Here is an 18876-nt window from a genome sequence, read left to right as displayed (position 1 = left end):
AGCCCTATTTCGCGTCCACCGCGAACCGCGGGAAGGCGAGGTCGCCGGCGTAGCGGGCGGCGTCGCCGAGCGCTTCCTCGATGCGCAGCAGCTGGTTGTATTTCGCGACGCGTTCGCTGCGGGCGGGCGCGCCGGTCTTGATCTGTCCGCTGCCGACCGCGACGGCGAGGTCGGCGATCGTGGTGTCCTCGGTCTCACCGCTGCGATGGCTCATCATCGTGCGGTACCCGCTGTGGTGGGCGAGGGCGACGGCGTCGAGCGTCTCGGTCAGCGTGCCGATCTGATTGACCTTGACCAGCAACGCGTTTGCCACCCCTTTCTCGATGCCCTCCTCGAGGCGCTCGGGGTTGGTGACGAAGATGTCGTCGCCCACGATCTGCACGCGGTCACCCACCGACGCCGTAAGCGCCGCCCAGCCGTCCCAATCGTCCTCGGACAGCGGGTCTTCGATGGAGACCAGCGGGTATGAGCCGAGCAGGCCGGCGTAGAACTCGGCCATCTGCTCGGCGCTGCGGGTCGCACCCTCGAACTTGTATCCGGTGCCGTCGGTGTAGAACTCGGTGGCCGCCGCGTCGAGTGCCAGCGCGACGTCGGCGCCCAGCCGCAGACCCGTCGACTCGATGGCCTTGCCGATCAGGTCCAGCGCCGCGGTGGTGCCGGCGACGTCGGGGGCGAACCCGCCTTCGTCGCCCAGACCGGTGCTCAACCCCTGCTTCTTCAGTACCGACTTCAGGGCGTGGTACACCTCCGCGCCCCAGCGCAGCGCCTCGGCGAAGCTCGGGGCCCCGATCGGGGCCACCATGAACTCCTGGATGTCCACCGCCGTATCGGCGTGCGCCCCACCGTTGAGGATGTTCATCATCGGGACGGGCAGGATGTGGGCGTTCGGCCCGCCGAGGTAGCGAAAGAGCGGAAGTTCGGCCGAATCGGCGGCCGCCTTGGCGACGGCCAGCGACACGCCCAGGATCGCGTTGCCGCCGAGCCGGGACTTGTCGGGGGTGCCGTCGAGGTCCACCAGGGCCTGGTCGACCAACCGCTGGTCGTCGGCGTTCAGGCCGATCACGGCCGGCCCGATCTCGTCCAGCACGGCCTGGACCGCCTTGCGGACACCCTTGCCGCCGTACCGGTCGCCGCCGTCGCGCAGCTCGACGGCCTCGTGCTCGCCCGTCGACGCGCCGGAGGGCACGGCGGCGCGGGCAAACGTCCCGTCGATGAGGGCGATCTCGACCTCCACCGTTGGATTACCGCGGGAATCCAGGATCTCGCGGGCTCCCACCTGCTCGATAATCGGCACTGGGTTCTCCTTGCCTAAGTCTGCGTGGTAGCTGGGTCCCGGCCTCGAGGCCGGCCTTAGCGTAAAGCCTGGTTCATCCTGCTATAGCGGGTGACCCGCCGCATAGGCGGTGGCCCAGTCGCGAACCGCGCGCGCGTAGACGCCCGAGTTGTTGTAGGCCCGCAGCGCGGTTATCCATCCCCTCGCGGTCCCGAGATCCTTTCCACGCCAACACAGGTAACCGGCGGCCGCGAGCGCCGCGTCGTCGATGTTGTCCGGGCTGACACGACCGTCGTTGTGGGCGTCAACGCCGTACAACCGCCAGGTCTCCGGGATGAACTGCATCGGGCCCATGGCGCGCGTGACACCGTCGGCGTCGGTGACCTCCTGCTCGCTGTCGACGATGCGCATCGTTCCGCCGCTGCCGTCCAGCCGGACGCCCCGAATCGGCGGGCTCACATCTCCGTTCGGCGACAACGTCGCGCCCCGATAGGTGCCGTGATGGCTCTCGACCTGCCCAATGCCGGCGAGCGTGGTCCAGGCGATGTGGCATTTCGGGTTCTCCACCTCGGCCACCCGGGCCGCATACGCGTAGGCCTCCAGGGCGATGACGGGAATCTCCAGCGCCTTCGACCGCTGCTGAGCCCAGCCGCGCAGCTGGTCCGCGGGCCGGCCGCTGGCGTGGGTGTCCACGGCCGGCACCGGGTCCCCGGCCGGCGGGGGAACCCCTTCCGGGATGAACAGGCTCAGCTGCCAGGTGCAACTGGAGGCCAGCAGCATCGCAGTAGCGCCGATCACGGCGGCCGCACGCAACCAACGCCTCGGCGACACCATGCTTGTCTGAAGCTCCCCTAAACTGCCCCTACACCAACCAAGCCATCGTCCCACGAGATTTGGGGCTGCCCGGCGCCCTCGGGGCCCTGAGGCATCGGTACAGCCCTGTCCCGCGCCGCTCGCCGATTAGCTGCCAGCAGCCTTGGCTAGCAACGAAAAACGGTCCCGACCTCTCGAATCTCCAATATCAACGGCGATGTTACCGTTCGACGCGCCGTCAAAGCGGCAAACATTGCGATGATCGCTGTCGCGCCACGGCCCGAGCGTCAATTTAGTCGGCATCCCCGCCGGCCCCGGGGTCGTCCGTGGGCGCGGCCGCCCCGGATGCCTCCGCGGAGCGGACCTCGGGTGCGCCCGAGTCAACCGGCCAGTGCGCGCGCCACTCCGCCTCACTCACGGCGGCCCGTGGCGCCACGTCGAACCCTTCCGGGACGCCGCCGCCGCCACGCTCCGCGGTGATGCCCTTCTCCGTGTTGCGCACCGTGTCGACGAAACCCAGAACGGCTGTGCGTAGCGCGCTTTCCGCATCGACGTCGGCGGACACCGAAACCGACGTGATCTCGGCGGGAACGAGGTCGGACGGTATGCCGGCCTTTTCCGCGCGCGCAATCACCTTCTGCGCCAGCGCCAGTGCGGGCTGACCGGTGTGGACATCGTCCATGACCGAGTTTCGGGGCTTTTCGGCCGCCTTGCGCTCCTCCCACTGCGCCAATTGCTCCTCCAGCGAAATGGGCTGACCGGCAAGGACTCCCGGTACCCGGTTGCCCAGCTTTCGCATCAGTGCGGCGGCGACGTCGTCGATGGTGAACGAGTGCTGGGGCGCCTCCTCGGCGATGCGGGCGTGGAATAGCACCTGCAGCAACACATCCCCGAGTTCCTCCCGCAGTTGGTCGGCGTCGCCGCTGCGGACCGCGTCGAGCAGCTCATACGTCTCCTCCAGCAGGAAGCGGCGCAACGACTCGTGAGTTTGCTCACTTTCCCAGGGTCCGGCGGTGCGCAGCTTGTCCATCATGGCGACCGCGTCGACCAGCTTCTCGCCGCGCGGCGTGTCCGGCGCCGAGATCAGCCGCGCGCCGGCGGCCAGCCGGGCGGTGACCGCCGGGTGCTCGGGGTCCGACGACAGCAGCACCGGCGCCGGGGCCTCGGGGTCCCCGGAGTGCACCGGGCGGGCCGCCGGCAGCGACCACGGCACCGCGACCGGCATCTCCTCGGTGTACTGCACCTCCCCGGCGAGGTGCTCGACGGCCTCGACCGGCACCAGCGACGGGCGGCGCGGGTCGAACAAGACGACGATCATCGGCGCCGCTCCTCCCTGCCCGCCACCGCCGCGGTCGCCGCACTCGTCATGCCGATGTCCTTCTGCGGTTCACCTTGCAACGCCGTCACCAAATTGGCCACCATCTGCACCAACTCGACGTCGCGGATCCGCGGCGCGCCGACACCCCCGTCCCGGGGGATGGGCACCTGCACCGTGGCCGTCGTGGCGCGGTACCGCGCCGCGGGATAGATCCGCTTCAGCCGCACCTGGGCCGAGTCGGGCAGCGTCATCGGCGACAGCTTCACCGTCGACTCCGACACGGACGACACCTCCGTGATGCCCGCGGCCCGGCACAGCAGTCGCAACCGCGCCACCGCCACCAGCCGCAGCGCCGGTTCGGGCAGCGGGCCGTACCGGTCGACGAGCTCCTCGATGACGGCGTCGACCGCGGCGTCGTCGGCCGCCGCGGCCAGCCGCCGGTAGGCCTCCAGCCGCAACCGGTCGCTGCCGATGTAGTCCGGCGGCAGGTGGGCGTCGACCGGCAGGTCGATCCGCACGTCCTTGGGCTCCTCGGCGGTGGTGACGGTCTGCCCGTCGGCCGCCGCCCGGTAGGCCTCCACGGCCTCCCCGACCAGCCTGACGTACAGGTCGAAACCCACCCCCGCAACGTGGCCGGACTGCTCGACGCCGAGCACGTTGCCGGCCCCGCGGATCTCCAGGTCCTTCAGCGCGACCGCCATCCCCGCGCCCAGCTCGTTGTTCTGCGCGATGGTGGCCAGCCGGTCGTAGGCCGTCTCGGTCAGCGGGGCGTGCGGCGGATACAGAAAGTAGGCGTAGCCCCGCTCGCGGCTGCGCCCGACCCGGCCCCGCAGCTGGTGCAGCTGCGAGAGCCCGAAGGTGTCGGCGCGCTCGACGATCAGCGTGTTGGCGTTAGAGATGTCCAGGCCGGTCTCCACGATCGTGGTGCACACCAGGATGTCGTATTCGCGGTTCCAGAACCCCTGCACGGTGCGTTCCAGCCGTTCCTCGGGCATCTGCCCGTGCGCGACGACGACGCGGGCTTCGGGCACCAGCTCGCGGATCCGGGCCGCCGTCCGGTCGATCGAGCTGACCCGGTTGTGCACGTAGAAGACCTGCCCGTCGCGCAGCAGCTCGCGCCGCAGGGCGGCCGCGACCTGCTTGTCGTCGTGCGGACCCACATAGGTCAGCACGGGGTACCGCTCCTCGGGCGGCGTCAGGATCGTCGACATTTCGCGGATCCCGGCCAGGCTCATCTCGAGCGTGCGCGGGATGGGGGTGGCGCTCATGGTGAGCACGTCGACATGGGTGCGCAGCGACTTGATGTGCTCCTTGTGCTCGACGCCGAAGCGCTGTTCCTCGTCGACGATGACCAGGCCGAGGTCCTTCCAGCGCACGGCGGTCTGCAGCAGCCGGTGGGTCCCGATGACGACGTCGACCGACCCGTCGGCCATGCCCTCGACCACCGCGCGGGACTCGGCCGGGTCGGTGAACCGCGACAGGCCTTTGACCGTCACCGGGAAGCCGGCCATCCGGTCGGTGAACGTCTGCAGGTGCTGGTCGGCGAGCAGCGTGGTGGGCACCAGCACGGCGACCTGCTTGCCGTCCTGCACCGCCTTGAACGCCGCCCGCACCGCGATCTCGGTCTTGCCGTAGCCGACGTCGCCGCAGATCACCCGGTCCATCGGGATCGGCTTCTCCATGTCGGCCTTGACCTCGGTGATCGCGGTGAGCTGGTCGACGGTCTCGGTGAAGCCGAACGCGTCCTCCATCTCGGCCTGCCACGGCGTGTCCGGCGCGAACGCGTGGCCGGGGCTGGCCTGCCGCTTGGCGTACAGGGCCACCAGCTCGCCGGCGATCTCGCGCACCGCGCGGCGGGCCTTGGTCTTGGTGTTGGCCCAGTCGCTGCCGCCGAGCTTGGAGAGCGCCGGCGCCTGCCCGCCGACGTACCGCGACAGCTGGTCCAGCGAATCCATCGGCACGTACAGCTTGTCCGAACCACCGCCGCGCTTGCTGGACGCGTACTCGAGCACCAGATACTCGCGCCGCGCGCCACCGACGGTGCGTTCGGTCATCTCGACGAACCGCCCGATGCCGTGCTGGTCGTGGACCACCAGGTCGCCGGCGGTCAGCGCCAGCGGGTCGACCGTGTTGCGCCGCTTGGCCGCCAGCCGCTTGCCCTCGACCGCGGTGGCCCGGCTGCCGGTCAGGTCGGTCTCGGTGATCACGACCAGGTTGGCCCCGGGGATCACCACGCCCTCGTGCAATGGGCCCTTGAGCACGCCGACGATGCCCGGGCGGGGTGCCGCGGCACATTCGAGCAGGGCCGCGGGTGTCTCGAATTCGGCGAGCCGCTCGACGACGCGGTGCGCGGTTCCGGTGCCGGGCGCCACGACGGCCGCGTAACCGCCGGTCGTAACGTGGGCGCGCAGCATCGCGAAGATGCCGTCGATGTCGTGCTGGTGTCCCCGGGCCGACGGCGACGCCCGGATGTCCAGCTCCGTCGCGGACTCGTCGGACAGCTGGCTCAGCGTCCACCACGGGTGACCGGCGCCGGCCGCGGCCGCGCATACGTCGTCCAGATCGGCGAACCCCGATCCCCCGAACTGCGCGACGTCGACCGGCGCGTCGGTGCCCAGCGCCGCCACCGACCACGACGCCTCCAGGAATTCGCTGCCCGTCTTGATCAGGTCGGCGGCCCGGGTGCGCACCTTTTCGGGATCGCACAGCAGCACTGGCGTGCCCTCGGCGAGCTGGTCGGTCAGCAGCACGTGTTCGCCCGGCCGCAGCACCGGAAGGAGCGCCTCCATGCCGTCGACCGCGATGCCTTCGGCCAGCTTGGCCAGCATGTCGGTGACGCTGCCGGTGATAGCGGGCTCGGCGCCGGAATGCCGCGCGGCCAGCGCGGCGGCCCGCTCCCGCACGTCGTCGGTGATCAGCAGTTCCCGGCACGCCACCGCGATCACCGTGCCGACCTCGATCTCGGGAATCGACCGCTGGTCAGCGACCGCGAACATCCGCATCTCGCTGACCTCGTCGCCCCAGAACTCGATGCGCACCGGATGCTCGGCGGTCGGCGGGAAGACGTCGAGGATTCCGCCGCGCACGGCGAATTCGCCGCGGCGTCCGACCATGTCGACGCGGCTGTAGGCCAGCTCGACCAGCCGGGCGATCACGTCGGAGAAGGCGACCTCCTGGCCGACGGTCAGCATGACCGGCTCGACCAGGCCCAGCTCCGGCATCATCGGCTGCAGCAGCGAGCGCACCGCGGTGACCACGACCTTCAGCGGCGGACCCAGCCGGGCGTCGTCGGGATGGGCCAGCCGGCGCAGCACGGTCAGCCGGGTGCCGACTGTGTCGACGCCCGGCGAGAGCCGTTCGTGCGGCAGCGTCTCCCAGGAGGGGAAGGCCGCCACGGCGTCGCCGAAGACGCCCCGCAGCTCGGCGGTCAGGTCGTCGGCTTCGCGCCCGGTCGCGGTCACGACGAGCAGCGGGCCCAACCGCGCCAGCGCGCTGGCGACGAACAGCCGTGCGCTGGCCGGGCCGACCAGGTGCAACTCGGGGGGCCGGGCCGCCGCCGCGTCGATGAGCTGCTGGAAGGTCGGCGCGGTGAGCGCCAAGTCGACGAGACCCGCGATCGGGGTTTCTGGATGAGCAGTCCCCGGTGCGGTCATGATGTATCCATTCTAGGTGCGCCAAAGCATGTCAATATCGGGCCCGGCGCCGTCAAGAGTTCGTCAAGGGATGCGGCAGCCGGTAGCCCGGAGGCGCACGTTGAACTCATGACATTGCTGGATTTCGTGCCGTCCCTGGGTCGGGCGGTGCCGCGGCGGTTCGATCCGGCGATCTGGCCGGTCACGGCCCAGTCCGACGACGAGGGCCGCCTCTGCGTCGGCGGCGTCCCCCTGGCCGACATCGCCGACGAGTTCGGAACCCCCACCTACGTCCTCGACGAAACCGACTTCCGGCGTCGCGCCCGCCGCTATCGCAAAGCGCTACGCGGCGTCGAGGTGGTCTACGCCGGAAAGTCGCTGTTGACGACCGCGGTGGCGCGCTGGGCCCGGGAAGAGGGCCTCGGGATCGACGTCTGCTCGGGCGGGGAGCTGGCCGTCGCCGTGGCCGCCGGGGTAGACCCGGCCCGCATCGTGATGCACGGCAACGCGAAATCGCCCGAGGAGTTGCGCGACGCGGTGCGCACCGGCGTCGGGCGGATCGTGCTGGACTCGTGGATCGAGATCGCCTACCTCGCGGGGGCGGCGCGCCGGCGTCAGCCGGTGCTCGTGCGGGTGACGCCCGACGTGGATGTCCACGGCCATCGCGCCCTCACAACCGGCGTCGCCGACCAGAAGTTCGGGTTCTCTCTGGCCGCCGGCCACGCCGCCGACGCCGCGCACCGCGTGCTGACGCACCCCGCCCTGGACCTGGTGGGCCTGCATTGCCATCTCGGCTCACAGGTCGGCGACGCCGCCCCGTACGGCGAGGCGATTCGGCGGTTGGTTGCCGCGATGGCCGACATCCGCGCCCGGCACGGCGTCATCCTGACCGAGCTGAACATCGGCGGCGGGCACGCCATCCGCTACGCGCCCGGCGACCGGGAGCTCGACCTCGACGAGCTGGGACGCGTCATCGAGGACGCGCTGGACGAGGCCTGCGCGGCCGAGCACTTCCCGCGACCGACGGTCGTGGTGGAACCCGGCCGCGCGATCAGCGGCCGGGCCGGGGTGACGCTGTATCGGGTGTGCTCGCTGCGGACGCAGCCGGGCGACCGCACCTTCGTGGCCGTCGACGGGGGCATGAGCGACAACCCCCGCGTAGCGACGTGCGGCTCCCGGTACACCGTCACGCTGGCGAATCGGCATTCCCGGGCGGCCCGCCAACGCGTCACCGTGGCCGGCCGGCACTGCGAGGCGGGCGACGAGATCGCCCGCGACATCGAGCTGCCCGCCGATGTGCGTCCCGGCGACGTGCTGGCGGTCGCCTGCACCGGCGCCTACCACCACAGCATGGCCTCGAACTACAACCTGGTCGGCCGACCGCCCGTCGTGGCGGTCGGGGACGGGCGGGCCCGCGAGCTGGTCCGCCGCGAAACGATCGCGGACATGCTGGCCCGCGACCGGGGCTAGGCGGGCGTGGCGGGCCAGCACGCCATCGATGATCGACTGACTAATGCGCGACCGCTTCGGCGATGAGTTCGGTCGCGACCCAGCGCGCGACCGGCATCAGGTGGACGCCTGCGCCGATGCCGGACCCGCGCTCCTGGCGAGCAACGGGCCCTACGCCGCGTTACAGCAGTGGGTCAATCTGTTCGTCGATTTCCTGGTGACCAAGCACGGGTTAGCTGCCGCCCTGCATTCCGACGACACCCGCTTCGAGGCTCTGCACCATTACTTCCTCGATCGCCTCGTACCGGTATGCGCGCAGCTGCTCGGCGCCGCGGCCGACGCCGGTGAGGTTTGGGGTGAACTCGATGCTCTCGCCCTGATGCGCGGCATCGGCAACCTGTGCATCGGCGGCGGCGCGGTTCCCGACTACGACGCGCGCCAGCTGGTTGGGCTCCTCCTCGGCGGACTTCGCCTGCAGTAGGTGCGCTACCCGTCCTGCAGCCGGGGGTCGGCCTCGAGATGGGCCAGGCCGTTCCACATCAGGTTGACCAGGTGGGCGGCGACCACCTCTTTCTTGGGTTCACGCGTGTCCAGCCACCACTGGGCCGTCATCGACACCGAGCCGACCAGCGCCTGCGCGTAGAGCGGCGCCAGCCCCGGATCCAGGCCGCGGCGGGCGAAGTCGCCGGCGAGGATGGAGCTGACCTGGCTGACGGCGTCGTTGAGCAGGCTGGAGTAGGTGCCGGAACTGATGGCGGCCGGCGAATCGCGGGTCATGATCCGGAACCCGTCGGTGCGTTCCTCGACGTAGGTGAGCAGCGCCAGCGCGACCGACTCGAGCCGCACCCGGGAACGGTTGTTGGTCAGCGACGAGGTGATGCCGTCGAGCAGCGCCGACATCTCGCGGTCGACGACGACGGCGTACAGGCCCTCCTTGCCGCCGAAGTGCTCGTAGACGACCGGCTTGGACACGTTGGCGCGCTGGGCGATCTCCTCGATCGAGGTGCCCTCGTAGCCGCGCTCGGCGAACAGCGAGCGGGCGATGCCCACGAGCTGCTGCCGGCGCTCGCTGCCGGTCATGCGGGCGCGCGGGGCGCGCGCCTCCTTATCCGGGTCCTTGTCCAGCACAGCCACGTCCATCAGGGTATCCGCTCGGCAAGGCATTCCCTGACGCCGCCGGCGGCTCCCGCACCGTCTAAAGTCAGGTTGGCGCAATCCGTCGTGGTGTAATCGGCAGCACATCAGATTTTGGTTCTGAGAGTTCAGGTTCGAGTCCTGGCGACGGAGCGTCCGAACGGCACCGCCCTTTGCCGCGAGCGTGCATGAAATGACACGCTTGACGGCGTGTCGGCCCAGCGACACGCACGCTCGCCCCCGAGGGCAATAGGAGAGTTGAATGTCGTTTCGTGGTGATACCGCGGTCCTGGTGCTCGCGGCCGGACCCGGCACCCGAATGCGGTCCGACACCCCCAAGGTGCTGCACACCATCGCCGGCCGCAGCATGCTGTCGCACTCGCTGCACGCCATCGCCAAGGTGGCTCCGCAGCACCTGATCGTCGTCCTCGGCCACGACCACCAACGCATCGCGCCGCTGGTCGCCGAGCTCGCCGACGCCCTCGGGCGCGGGATCGAGGTCGCGCTGCAGGATCGGCCGATGGGCACCGGCCACGCGGTCCGCTGCGGGCTGTCCGCGCTGCCCGACGACTACGCCGGCATCGTCGTGGTCGCCTCGGGTGACACACCGCTGCTGGACGCCGACACCCTGGCGGCCCTGGTCGCCGGCCACACCGCCGCCGGACCGGCCGCCACCGTGCTGACCACCACGCTGGACGACCCCTCCGGCTACGGCCGGATCCTGCGCACGCAGGACGAAGAAGTCACGGCGATCGTCGAACACGCCGACGCGACGCCCTCGCAGCGCGAGATCCGGGAGGTCAACGCGGGTGTGTACGCCTTCGACGTCGCCGCGCTGCGCTCGGCGCTCAGCCGGCTAAGCTCCGACAACGCGCAGCAGGAGCTCTACCTCACCGACGTCATCGCGATCCTGCGCGGCGACGGCCTCACAGTCCACGCGCAGCACGTCGACGACAGCGCGCTGGTGGCCGGCGTCAACAACCGCGTGCAGCTGGCCCAGCTGGGCGCGGAGCTCAACCGCAGGATCGTCGCCGCTCACCAGCTGTCCGGCGTCACCGTCGTCGATCCCGCCACCACGTGGATCGACGTCGACGTCACGATCGGCCGCGACACCGTCATCCGGCCCGGGACCCAGCTGCTGGGCCGCACCCGCGTCGGCGGGCACTGCGACGTCGGCCCGGACACGACGCTGACCGACGTCGCCGTCGGTGACGGCGCGTGCGTCGTCCGCACCCACGCCACCTCGTCGTCCATCGGCGCCGGCGCGACGGTCGGCCCGTTCACCTATCTGCGGCCCGGCACCGAGCTGGGCGCCGACGGCAAGCTGGGTGCCTTCGTCGAGACGAAGAACGCCACCATCGGCGCCGGCACCAAGGTGCCGCACTTGACCTACGTCGGCGACGCGGACATCGGTGAGCACACCAACATCGGGGCGTCGAGCGTGTTCGTCAACTACGACGGCGAATCCAAGCGCCGCACCACCATCGGCTCGCATGTGCGGACCGGGTCGGACACCATGTTCGTGGCCCCGGTGACCGTCGGCGACGGCGCCTACACGGGTGCCGGCACCGTCGTGCGCGAGGACGTTCCCCCGGGCGCGCTGGCCGTGTCCGCGGGTCCGCAACGCAACATCGAGGGCTGGGTGCGGCGCAAGCGGCCGGGCAGCGCGGCCGCCCGGGCCGCCGAGAAGGCCGCCGAGCGATCCGGCGATTCGGCGCCGTGACCGTCGGCGCGCAAGGACATCAACGCCGGTCGCGTACCATGAGGCGTTCATTTCGATCTGATACGACGAAGGCAGTGCGTTGAGCCACGACTGGACCGACAACCGCAAAAACCTGATGCTGTTCAGCGGCCGGGCACACCCCGAGCTGGCCGAGCAGGTGGCCAAGGAGCTCGACGTCCACGTCACCGCTCAGACGGCACGCGATTTCGCCAACGGCGAGATCTTCGTGCGCTTCCAGGAGTCGGTTCGCGGGTGCGACGCGTTCGTGCTGCAGTCGGCCCCGGCGCCGGTCAACCAGTGGCTGATGGAACAGCTCATCATGATCGACGCGCTCAAGCGGGGCAGCGCCAAGCGGATCACCGCCGTCATGCCCTTCTACCCCTACGCGCGGCAGGACAAGAAGCACCGCGGCCGCGAACCGATCTCGGCGCGGCTGGTCGCCGACCTGCTCAAGACCGCGGGCGCCGACCGGATCGTCACCGTTGACCTGCACACCGACCAGATCCAGGGCTTCTTCGACGGGCCCGTCGACCACATGCGCGGCCAGAACCTGCTGACCGGCTACATCGGGGACAACTACCCGGACGGCAACATGGTCGTCGTCTCGCCCGATTCCGGCCGGGTGCGCATCGCCGAGAAGTGGGCCGACGCGCTGGGCGGCGTCCCGCTGGCCTTCATCCACAAGACCCGCGACCCGCGAGTGCCCAACCAGGTGGTCTCCAACCGCGTCGTCGGTGAGGTGGCGGGGCGCACGTGTGTGCTGATCGACGACATGATCGACACCGGTGGCACCATCGCGGGCGCGGTCAAGCTACTGCACGACGCCGGCGCCAAGGACGTGATCATCGCCGCGACGCACGGCGTGCTGTCCGACCCGGCCGCCGAGCGGCTGGCGGCGTGCGGCGCCCGGGAAGTGATCGTGACGAACACGCTCCCGATCGGCGAGGAGAAGCGCTTCCCGCAGCTGACCGTCCTGTCGATCGCCCCGCTGCTGGCCAGCACCATCCGGGCCGTCTTCGAAAACGGCTCCGTCACAGGGCTGTTCGACGGGGACGCCTAGATGACTGCGGCCGCGGTCATCTACCACAACCCCAAATGCAGCACCTCCCGCAAGACGCTGGAGTTGTTGCGGGACAACGGGATCGAACCCGAGATTGTCCAGTACCTGAAAACACCGCCGTCCCGCGCCGAGCTGACGCGGCTGATTCGCGACGCCGGCATCGAAGTGCGCACCGCGGTGCGCAAACGCGAGTCGCTGTATGCCGAACTTGGACTGGCCGACGCGACCGACGACCAGCTACTCGATGCCATGGCCGAACACCCGATCCTGATCGAGCGGCCGTTCGTCGTCACCCCGAAGGGCACCCGGCTGGCGCGGCCGGTCGACGCGGTCCGCGAAATTCTGTGAGATCTTTGCCGGCCGCTGTTGTCGCGCTGACGCTGTTCACCGGGGCATGCGAGACGAAACCGCCTGACTATCAGTCGATTTGGTCGAAGAGCTCGACGCCGACGACGAGCACGGCGACCGAGAAGCCTGTCCCGCTCTCTCAGTATTTGCAAGGCATCGGCGTCACCGGCAAGCAGGTCGCGCCGAACGCCCTACCCGACCTGACCGTGTCGATACCGACGCCGCCTGGCTGGTCGGTGGCGAGCAACCCGAACATCAAGCCGGAGACGGTGATGATCTCCAAGGGCGGCAAGTATCCGACCGCGCGGCTCGTCGTGTTCAAGCTGCAGGGCGACTTCGACCCGGCCCAGGTCATCAAGCACGGCAACGACGACGCCCAGTTGTTCGAGAATTTCCGGCAATTGGACGCGTCGACGGCGGACTACAACGGCTTCCCGTCGTCGGAGATGCAGGGCAGCTACGACCTCGACGGCACGCGGCTGCACAGCTGGAACCGGATGGTCATCCCCACCGGGGCGCCGCCGGCCAACCAGCGCTACCTGGTCCAGCTGACCATCACCGGCCTGGCCGACCAGGCCGTCGCGCAGTCCTCCGACATCGAGGCGATCATCAAAGGATTCGTCGTCGCGAAGAAATAGCGCGAGCTGGGGGCACCTCCCGCTTGCGGGGGCACGCAAAAGCATGCTCCCAAGCGGCGTGTCGGGTGCTTTTGCGTCTGCTCGGCACCCGGTGATGGCGGGCGGTCACGCGGCAACCCCGACGTGGGGTCGCCTGCCTTACTAGGCTCATCTCCCGTGACCAACTGGACCGCCGCCGATCTGCCGTCCTTCGACGGCCGCACCGTCATCATCACCGGCGCCAACAGCGGGCTGGGCGCGGTGACCGCCCGTGAGCTGGCGGCGAAGGGCGCCGCGATCGTCATGGCCGTCCGCAACACGGCCAAGGGCGAGTCGGCCGCGCAGCAGATGACCGGCAGCGTCGAGGTCCGCGAGCTCGACCTGCAGGACCTGGCGTCGGTGCGCCGGTTCGCCGACGGGGTCGGCACCGCCGACGTGCTGATCAACAATGCGGGCATCATGGCCGGCCCGTACACGCTGACCGTCGACGGCTTTGAGAGCCAGATCGGCACCAACCACCTCGGCCACTTCGCGCTGACGAACCTGTTGCTGCCCAAGCTCACCGATCGTGTCGTCACCGTGTCGTCCATGATGCACTGGCCGGGCCGCATCGACCTGGACGACCTGAACTGGCAAACCCGGCGGTATTCGCCGTGGCTGGCCTACAGCCAGTCCAAGCTCGCCAACCTGCTCTTCACCGGCGAGTTGCAGCGCCGCCTCGACTCGCGCGGCTCGCGGCTGCGCGCCCTGGCCGCCCACCCCGGCTATTCGCACACCAATCTGCAGGGCGTTTCCGGGCGAAAGCGCAGCGACGCGGTGATCTCCGCCGCCACCCGCGTGGTGGCCACCGACGCCGGCTACGGCGCCCGGCAGACGCTGTACGCGGCGTCGCAGGACCTGCCGGGCGACACCTTCGCAGGGCCGAGATTCGGCTACGCCGGGCGCACCCAACCAGTCGGCCGCAGCCGACGGGCGAAAGATCCGCAGGTGGCGGCCGCGCTGTGGGACCTGTCCGAGCGACTCACGGGTATTAAGTTCCCGCTCTGAGTTCACCGCGGCGCGGCGTCCGGTTGTCGCGCCGAGGCGGGCACTTCGGATGGCGCCTCCCGCGGAGGCCGGTGTGGCGCATGTGACTCGTCGATTTCCGCTCGCCCGCGCCCATGCGTTACCCTGTCCGGGCGTCACGGCGAGGGTGGCCAGCATGCTGGCAACCGTTATCGACGGAGACCGACTTCTCGTCGCGACCTCGCCGTGCCCCCCGAATCGAGCACACAGGAGCGACGAATGGCCAAGTCAGCAGTCAACCAATTGCAGGTGTCGGTACGTACCGAGACCGGCAAGGGCGCGTCGCGGCGGGCCCGTCGCGACGGCAAGATCCCCGCCGTCCTCTACGGTCACGGCGCCGAGCCGCAGCACCTCGAGTTGCCGGGTCACGACTTCGCGGCCGTGCTGCGCCACGCGGGCACCAACGCGGTGCTCACGCTCGACATCGACGGCAAAGAACAGCTCGCGCTGACCAAGGCGCTCGACATCCACCCGATCCGCCGCAGCATCCAGCACGCCGACCTGCTGGTCGTGCGCCGTGGCGAGAAGGTGGTCGTCGAGGTCACCGTCGTCGTCGAGGGCGACGCGGCGCCCGGTGCCCTGGTCACCCAGGAGGCGAACGCCATCGAGATCGAGGCCGAGGCCCTGTCGATCCCCGAGCAGCTGACGGTGTCGGTCGAGGGCGTCGAGGAAGGCACCCAGATCACCGCCGGCCAGATCGAGCTACCGCGGGGTGTCAACCTCATCTCCGACCCCGAGACGCTGGTGGTCAACGTGGTGACCGCGCCGACCGCCGAGGACCTCGAGGGTGAGGCGGCGCAGGAGCAAGCCGAGACCGCGGAGGCGGAGGCGGCCGGCGCGCCCGAAGAGACCGAGTAGGCGGCTCACGACATGGCCGAGCCGTTGCTGGTCGTCGGCCTGGGCAACCCCGGGGACAACTACGCCCGTACCCGGCACAACGTCGGCTTCATGGTCGCCGACCTGCTGGCCGGGCGGCTGGGCTCGAAGTTCAAGGCGCACAAGAAGTCCGGGGCCGAGATCGTCAGCGGCCGGCTAGCCGGGCGCGCCGTGGTGCTGGCCAAGCCGCGCTGCTTCATGAACGAGTCCGGCCGCCAGGTCGGGCCGCTGGCGAAGTTCTATTCGGTGACGCCGGGCGACATCATCGTCGTGCACGACGACCTCGACCTCGACTTCGGCCGCATCCGGCTCAAGATCGGCGGCGGCGAGGGCGGCCACAACGGCCTGCGGTCGATAGCTGCGGCGTTGGGTAGCAAGGACTTTCACCGCGTCCGCGTCGGGATCGGGCGTCCGCCCGGCCGCAAGGACCCCGCGGCGTTCGTGCTGGAGAACTTCACCGCGGCCGAGCGCACCGAAGTCCCGACCATCTGCGAGCAGGCCGCCGACGCGACCGAACTGCTCATCGAGCTGGGGCTGGAGCCGGCGCAAAACAGGGTCCACGCCTGGTAGACACCCGCCGAACAGTCGCAAAAGTGCAGCGACACGCCGATTTCGAGGGACTTTTGCGTCTGCTCGACGAAGCTAGCTGACGAGTGTGATCGAATTCGACCGGCGCAGCTTGCCCGACGGCGTCTTCGGGATCGTGCCGGGGCCCAGCACCACGACATTGCGCGGCCGCATGTCGACCTCGGCCACCACCTCGTGGGCGACCTGGTGCTCGATGCGCCGCACCTCGGCAGGATCCTGCCAGGCGTTGGACTCGACGGCGACGGCGAACGTCTCGCGCGAGTGACCGGCGTCCAGGCGCACCGCGACGGCGCAGCCCGGCCGCACCCCGTCCACGCGGCCGGCCGCCCGCTCGATGTCGGTGGGATAGATGTTGCGGCCGGCCATGATGATGACGTCCTTCACGCGGCCGCACACCACCACGTGGCCCTCCTCCGTGAGGTAGCCGAGGTCACCCGTGTCGTACCAGCCGTGCTCGTCCTGGGCCGGGATGAAGCCGCCCATGGTGAGGTAGCCCGGCGTCAGCGACTCGCCGCGCAACTCGATGACGCCGACGCCGCGGGGTGGCATCACGTTGCCGTTCTCGTCGACGATCCGGGCCTCGAGGTCCTTGAGCAGCGGACCGAGCGTGGCCAGCCGGCGGGTGTTGCCCTTGGTGGCCGGCACCGCGCGCCGCAGCGCGGCCAGCAGGTCGGCGTCGACCTCGTCGACGACCAGGCCGGCATTGCACTCGGAGAAGGACACCGCCAGCGTCGTCTCGGCCATACCGTAGGCCGGCAGGATCGCCGACGGCTTCAGGCCGAACGGCTTGCCCGCGTCGAGCAGGTCCTCCACGTCGGCGGGCTCGACAGGCTCGGCGCCGGACAGGGCGAAACGCAGCGTCGACAGGTCGAAGTCACCGGGCTTGGCGTTGCGGCGCAGCCGCTTGGCCAGCAGCGCGTAGGCGAAGTTGGGCGCCGCGGTCATGGTGCCCTTGTACTTGTCGATGAGCTTGGCCCACAGCAGCGTGTCGCGCAGGAAGTCCATCGGCGTGACCTTGACCAGCTCGGCGCCGAAGTACATCGGGATGGTGAGGAACCCGACCATGCCCATGTCGTGGAAGCACGGCAGCCAGCTGACCATGACGTCCTTGTCGACGTCGTACTGCGCGCCGATGAACATCGCCTCGGCGTTGGAGTGGATGTTGCGGTGAGTGATCTGCACGGCCTTGGGCGACCCGGTGGAACCGGACGTCAGCTGCATCAGCGCCAGGTCGTCCTCGCCGACCTCGACGGGGTCGATCGGTTCCGACGCCAGCAGGTCGCCGACGGTGAGGACCTTGATGCCCTTCTCCTCGAGCACGGGGATGGCCACCAGGAACGGTTCGGAGACGATGACGGCCTTGGCCTCGATCATGCCGATAACGGTCATGGTGTCCTCGGCCCACACCACCAGGTCGGTGCGGGGCGTCGGCTGGTGCAGCATCGTCAGGCTGGCCCCACGCATCCACAGGCCCTGCGCCGTCGGGGCTATCTCCACCGGCAGGCCGGCGAGCACGCCGACCGCGTCGCCCAGCCCGATGCCCGCGGCGGCGAGACCGCCGGCGATGCGGCGGGCGCGCTCGTGGACCTCGCCCCACGTGTGCCGGACGGGGTTGTGGGGTTCACCGGTGACCATGCCCGTCGTCGCGGTGCGGGCATTGCGGTACATCTTCTCGGTAAACCTGCTCACAAAAACCTCCTCGGTTTCGGCGCTGTCCCAGGGCCCGTCAGTCTCATGTTCCGCTCGCGGGCTGCCACGTGGTAGCAGGCGCGCGAGCACGGTTGGGCGGCGGTTAGGTCTCGAATGGGTGGCACATCGGCGACCGCGCGGTCAGCGAAAACCGTGGTAGCCCGGCCGCCGGTCAGCCGTCCGCCGGCGCTCCCGGCGGACGAAGTCGGGTGGTCCCGCTTTTCGCTATTCGTCACCGCGAGCCATCTTAAACTCCTCTTAAGTAACCGCCAAACTTTCGCGGCACCGAGTTCGAAATTTCACACTTCGGTGGGTGCCGGCACGACCCGCGCGCCGGCCACCGGCCCACTGGCGACCCGCACGGTCCGGCAGACCCCCGCGCCCGACAACTCGGTTCCGACGTCCACCGCGACGGCCGCCGAGGGGCACAGGAACGCGCACGTCGGGCCCGAGCCGGAGACGATGCCCGCCAGGGCGCCGGCCTCGACGCCCGCGCGCAGCGTGCGCCGCAACGAGGGCTTCAGGCTGATCGCCGCGGCCTGCATCTCGTTGCCCAGCAGCGAGGCCAACTGCTGGGCGTCGCCCGCCGCCAGGGCCGCCAGCACCGGGCCGGGCCCGTCGAGCCGTGGCGGGTCCGCCGCCTCGCGCAACCGATCCAGCTCGGCGAAGACCTCGGGGGTGAGCAGCTCGCCCTCGGCGAACGCCAGCACCCAGTGGAATGTGTTGCGCGACAGCACGGTCGCCAGCTCCTCGCCCCGCCCGGTGCCCAGCGCGGTACCGCCGTGCAGGGCGAACGGCACGTCGCTGCCCAGCCGCGCCGCCAGCGTCCGCAAGTCGCGCCGCGGCACGTTGAGTTCCCACAGCGAGTTCATCGCCACCAGCACGGCCGCGGCGTCGGCGCTGCCGCCGGCCATGCCACCGGCCACCGGGATGGACTTGTCGATGAAGATCGACACGTCCGGCGCCCGGCCGACGTGATCGGCCATCAATTCGGCGGCCCGCCACGCCAGGTTGCGCTCGTCCGTCGGCAGCGTGTCGGCGCCCTCGCCGACGAGTTCCAGCGACAGTACGTCCGCATTGCGGACCGTCACCTCGTCGGACAGCGAGACGGCCTGAAACACCGTCGTCAGCTCGTGATAGCCGTCGTCTCGGCGGTCGCCGACGGCCAAGTAGAGGTTGACCTTGCCGGGCACGCGCACGGTGACGGACCCGGTGGGCACCCACTGGGCGGCGGTGTTGCCGTCAGACATCATCAGCCCCGGTCAGCCCTGTCAGCCACCGCAGCAGACTA

Annotated in this window: 16 protein-coding genes and 1 tRNA gene; 10 read left to right on the top strand and 7 right to left on the bottom strand. The window is 70.1% G+C overall.

Annotated features, from left to right (window positions below):
• Positions 1-4: 4 nt before the first annotated feature.
• The 4 genes from eno to mfd all read right to left on the bottom strand — a co-directional run bounded on the left by eno (position 5) and on the right by mfd (position 7057).
• Entirely contained in the window at positions 5-1294 is a 1290-nt protein-coding gene (gene eno / locus SKC42_RS23210) for a phosphopyruvate hydratase (protein ID WP_330966597.1), read from the bottom strand.
• A gap of 81 nt (positions 1295-1375) precedes the next feature.
• Positions 1376-2104 carry a lytic transglycosylase domain-containing protein gene (locus SKC42_RS23205; RefSeq protein ID WP_330966619.1) on the bottom strand — a complete coding sequence of 243 codons (729 nt, stop codon included), beginning with the start codon at positions 2102-2104 and terminating at the stop codon, positions 1376-1378.
• Between the two features lie 274 nt (positions 2105-2378).
• Positions 2379-3404, bottom strand: a complete 1026-nt coding sequence (locus tag SKC42_RS23200) for a nucleoside triphosphate pyrophosphohydrolase (protein ID WP_330966596.1) — start codon at positions 3402-3404, stop codon at positions 2379-2381.
• Positions 3401-7057, bottom strand: a complete 3657-nt coding sequence (gene mfd, locus SKC42_RS23195) for a transcription-repair coupling factor (protein ID WP_330966595.1) — start codon at positions 7055-7057, stop codon at positions 3401-3403. The genes SKC42_RS23200 and mfd overlap by 4 nt, the downstream gene beginning before the upstream one ends.
• A gap of 108 nt (positions 7058-7165) precedes the next feature.
• Here mfd and lysA point away from each other — a divergent pair, with 108 nt between their 5' ends.
• Positions 7166-8506 carry a diaminopimelate decarboxylase gene (lysA, locus tag SKC42_RS23190; RefSeq protein WP_330966594.1) on the top strand — a complete coding sequence of 447 codons (1341 nt, stop codon included), beginning with the start codon at positions 7166-7168 and terminating at the stop codon, positions 8504-8506.
• Positions 8507-8549: 43 nt separating this feature from the next.
• On the top strand, positions 8550-8966 hold the full coding sequence (locus SKC42_RS23185) for an SbtR family transcriptional regulator (protein ID WP_330966593.1): 417 nt from the start codon (positions 8550-8552) through the stop codon (positions 8964-8966).
• Between the two features lie 5 nt (positions 8967-8971).
• Here the strand turns inward: SKC42_RS23185 and SKC42_RS23180 are convergent, their stop codons facing one another.
• Positions 8972-9565: a TetR/AcrR family transcriptional regulator gene (locus SKC42_RS23180; RefSeq protein WP_330966618.1), complete on the bottom strand. Its 594-nt coding sequence runs from the start codon at positions 9563-9565 to the stop codon at positions 8972-8974.
• A 135-nt stretch (positions 9566-9700) separates the two neighbouring features.
• Here SKC42_RS23180 and SKC42_RS23175 point away from each other — a divergent pair.
• The 8 genes from SKC42_RS23175 to pth all read left to right on the top strand — a co-directional run bounded on the left by SKC42_RS23175 (position 9701) and on the right by pth (position 15878).
• Positions 9701-9772: transfer RNA gene (locus SKC42_RS23175), tRNA-Gln, on the top strand.
• Positions 9773-9881: 109 nt separating this feature from the next.
• Positions 9882-11342: a bifunctional UDP-N-acetylglucosamine diphosphorylase/glucosamine-1-phosphate N-acetyltransferase GlmU gene (gene glmU, locus SKC42_RS23170; RefSeq protein ID WP_330966592.1), complete on the top strand. Its 1461-nt coding sequence runs from the start codon at positions 9882-9884 to the stop codon at positions 11340-11342.
• 79 nt (positions 11343-11421) lie between these two features.
• Positions 11422-12402, top strand: a complete 981-nt coding sequence (locus SKC42_RS23165) for a ribose-phosphate diphosphokinase (RefSeq protein WP_330966591.1) — start codon at positions 11422-11424, stop codon at positions 12400-12402.
• A complete protein-coding gene (arsC, locus tag SKC42_RS23160; RefSeq protein ID WP_330966590.1) occupies positions 12403-12750 on the top strand; it encodes an arsenate reductase (glutaredoxin) in 348 nt (115 codons plus the stop codon).
• Positions 12747-13388: an LpqN/LpqT family lipoprotein gene (locus SKC42_RS23155; protein ID WP_330966589.1), complete on the top strand. Its 642-nt coding sequence runs from the start codon at positions 12747-12749 to the stop codon at positions 13386-13388. The genes arsC and SKC42_RS23155 overlap by 4 nt, the downstream gene beginning before the upstream one ends.
• Before the next feature lie 156 nt (positions 13389-13544).
• Positions 13545-14414, top strand: coding sequence for an oxidoreductase (locus tag SKC42_RS23150; protein ID WP_330966588.1), 870 nt, complete (start codon positions 13545-13547; stop codon positions 14412-14414).
• A gap of 237 nt (positions 14415-14651) precedes the next feature.
• Positions 14652-15290, top strand: coding sequence for a 50S ribosomal protein L25/general stress protein Ctc (locus SKC42_RS23145; RefSeq protein WP_330966587.1), 639 nt, complete (start codon positions 14652-14654; stop codon positions 15288-15290).
• Positions 15291-15302: 12 nt separating this feature from the next.
• On the top strand, positions 15303-15878 hold the full coding sequence (gene pth, locus SKC42_RS23140) for an aminoacyl-tRNA hydrolase (RefSeq protein ID WP_330966586.1): 576 nt from the start codon (positions 15303-15305) through the stop codon (positions 15876-15878).
• 72 nt (positions 15879-15950) lie between these two features.
• On the opposite strand, the gene SKC42_RS23135 is transcribed toward pth, so the two are convergent.
• Positions 15951-17585, bottom strand: a complete 1635-nt coding sequence (locus SKC42_RS23135; RefSeq protein WP_330966585.1) for a fatty acyl-AMP ligase — start codon at positions 17583-17585, stop codon at positions 15951-15953.
• Positions 17586-17884: 299 nt separating this feature from the next.
• Positions 17885-18841, bottom strand: coding sequence for a 4-(cytidine 5'-diphospho)-2-C-methyl-D-erythritol kinase (locus tag SKC42_RS23130; protein WP_330966617.1), 957 nt, complete (start codon positions 18839-18841; stop codon positions 17885-17887).
• Between the last annotated feature and the right edge of the window lie 35 nt (positions 18842-18876).

Origin of the sequence: Mycobacterium sp. 050134 (genome assembly GCF_036409085.1) — a bacterium.
Taxonomy (GTDB): Bacteria; Actinomycetota; Actinomycetes; order Mycobacteriales; family Mycobacteriaceae; genus Mycobacterium.
This window is presented reverse-complemented; position numbering and strand designations above follow the sequence as displayed.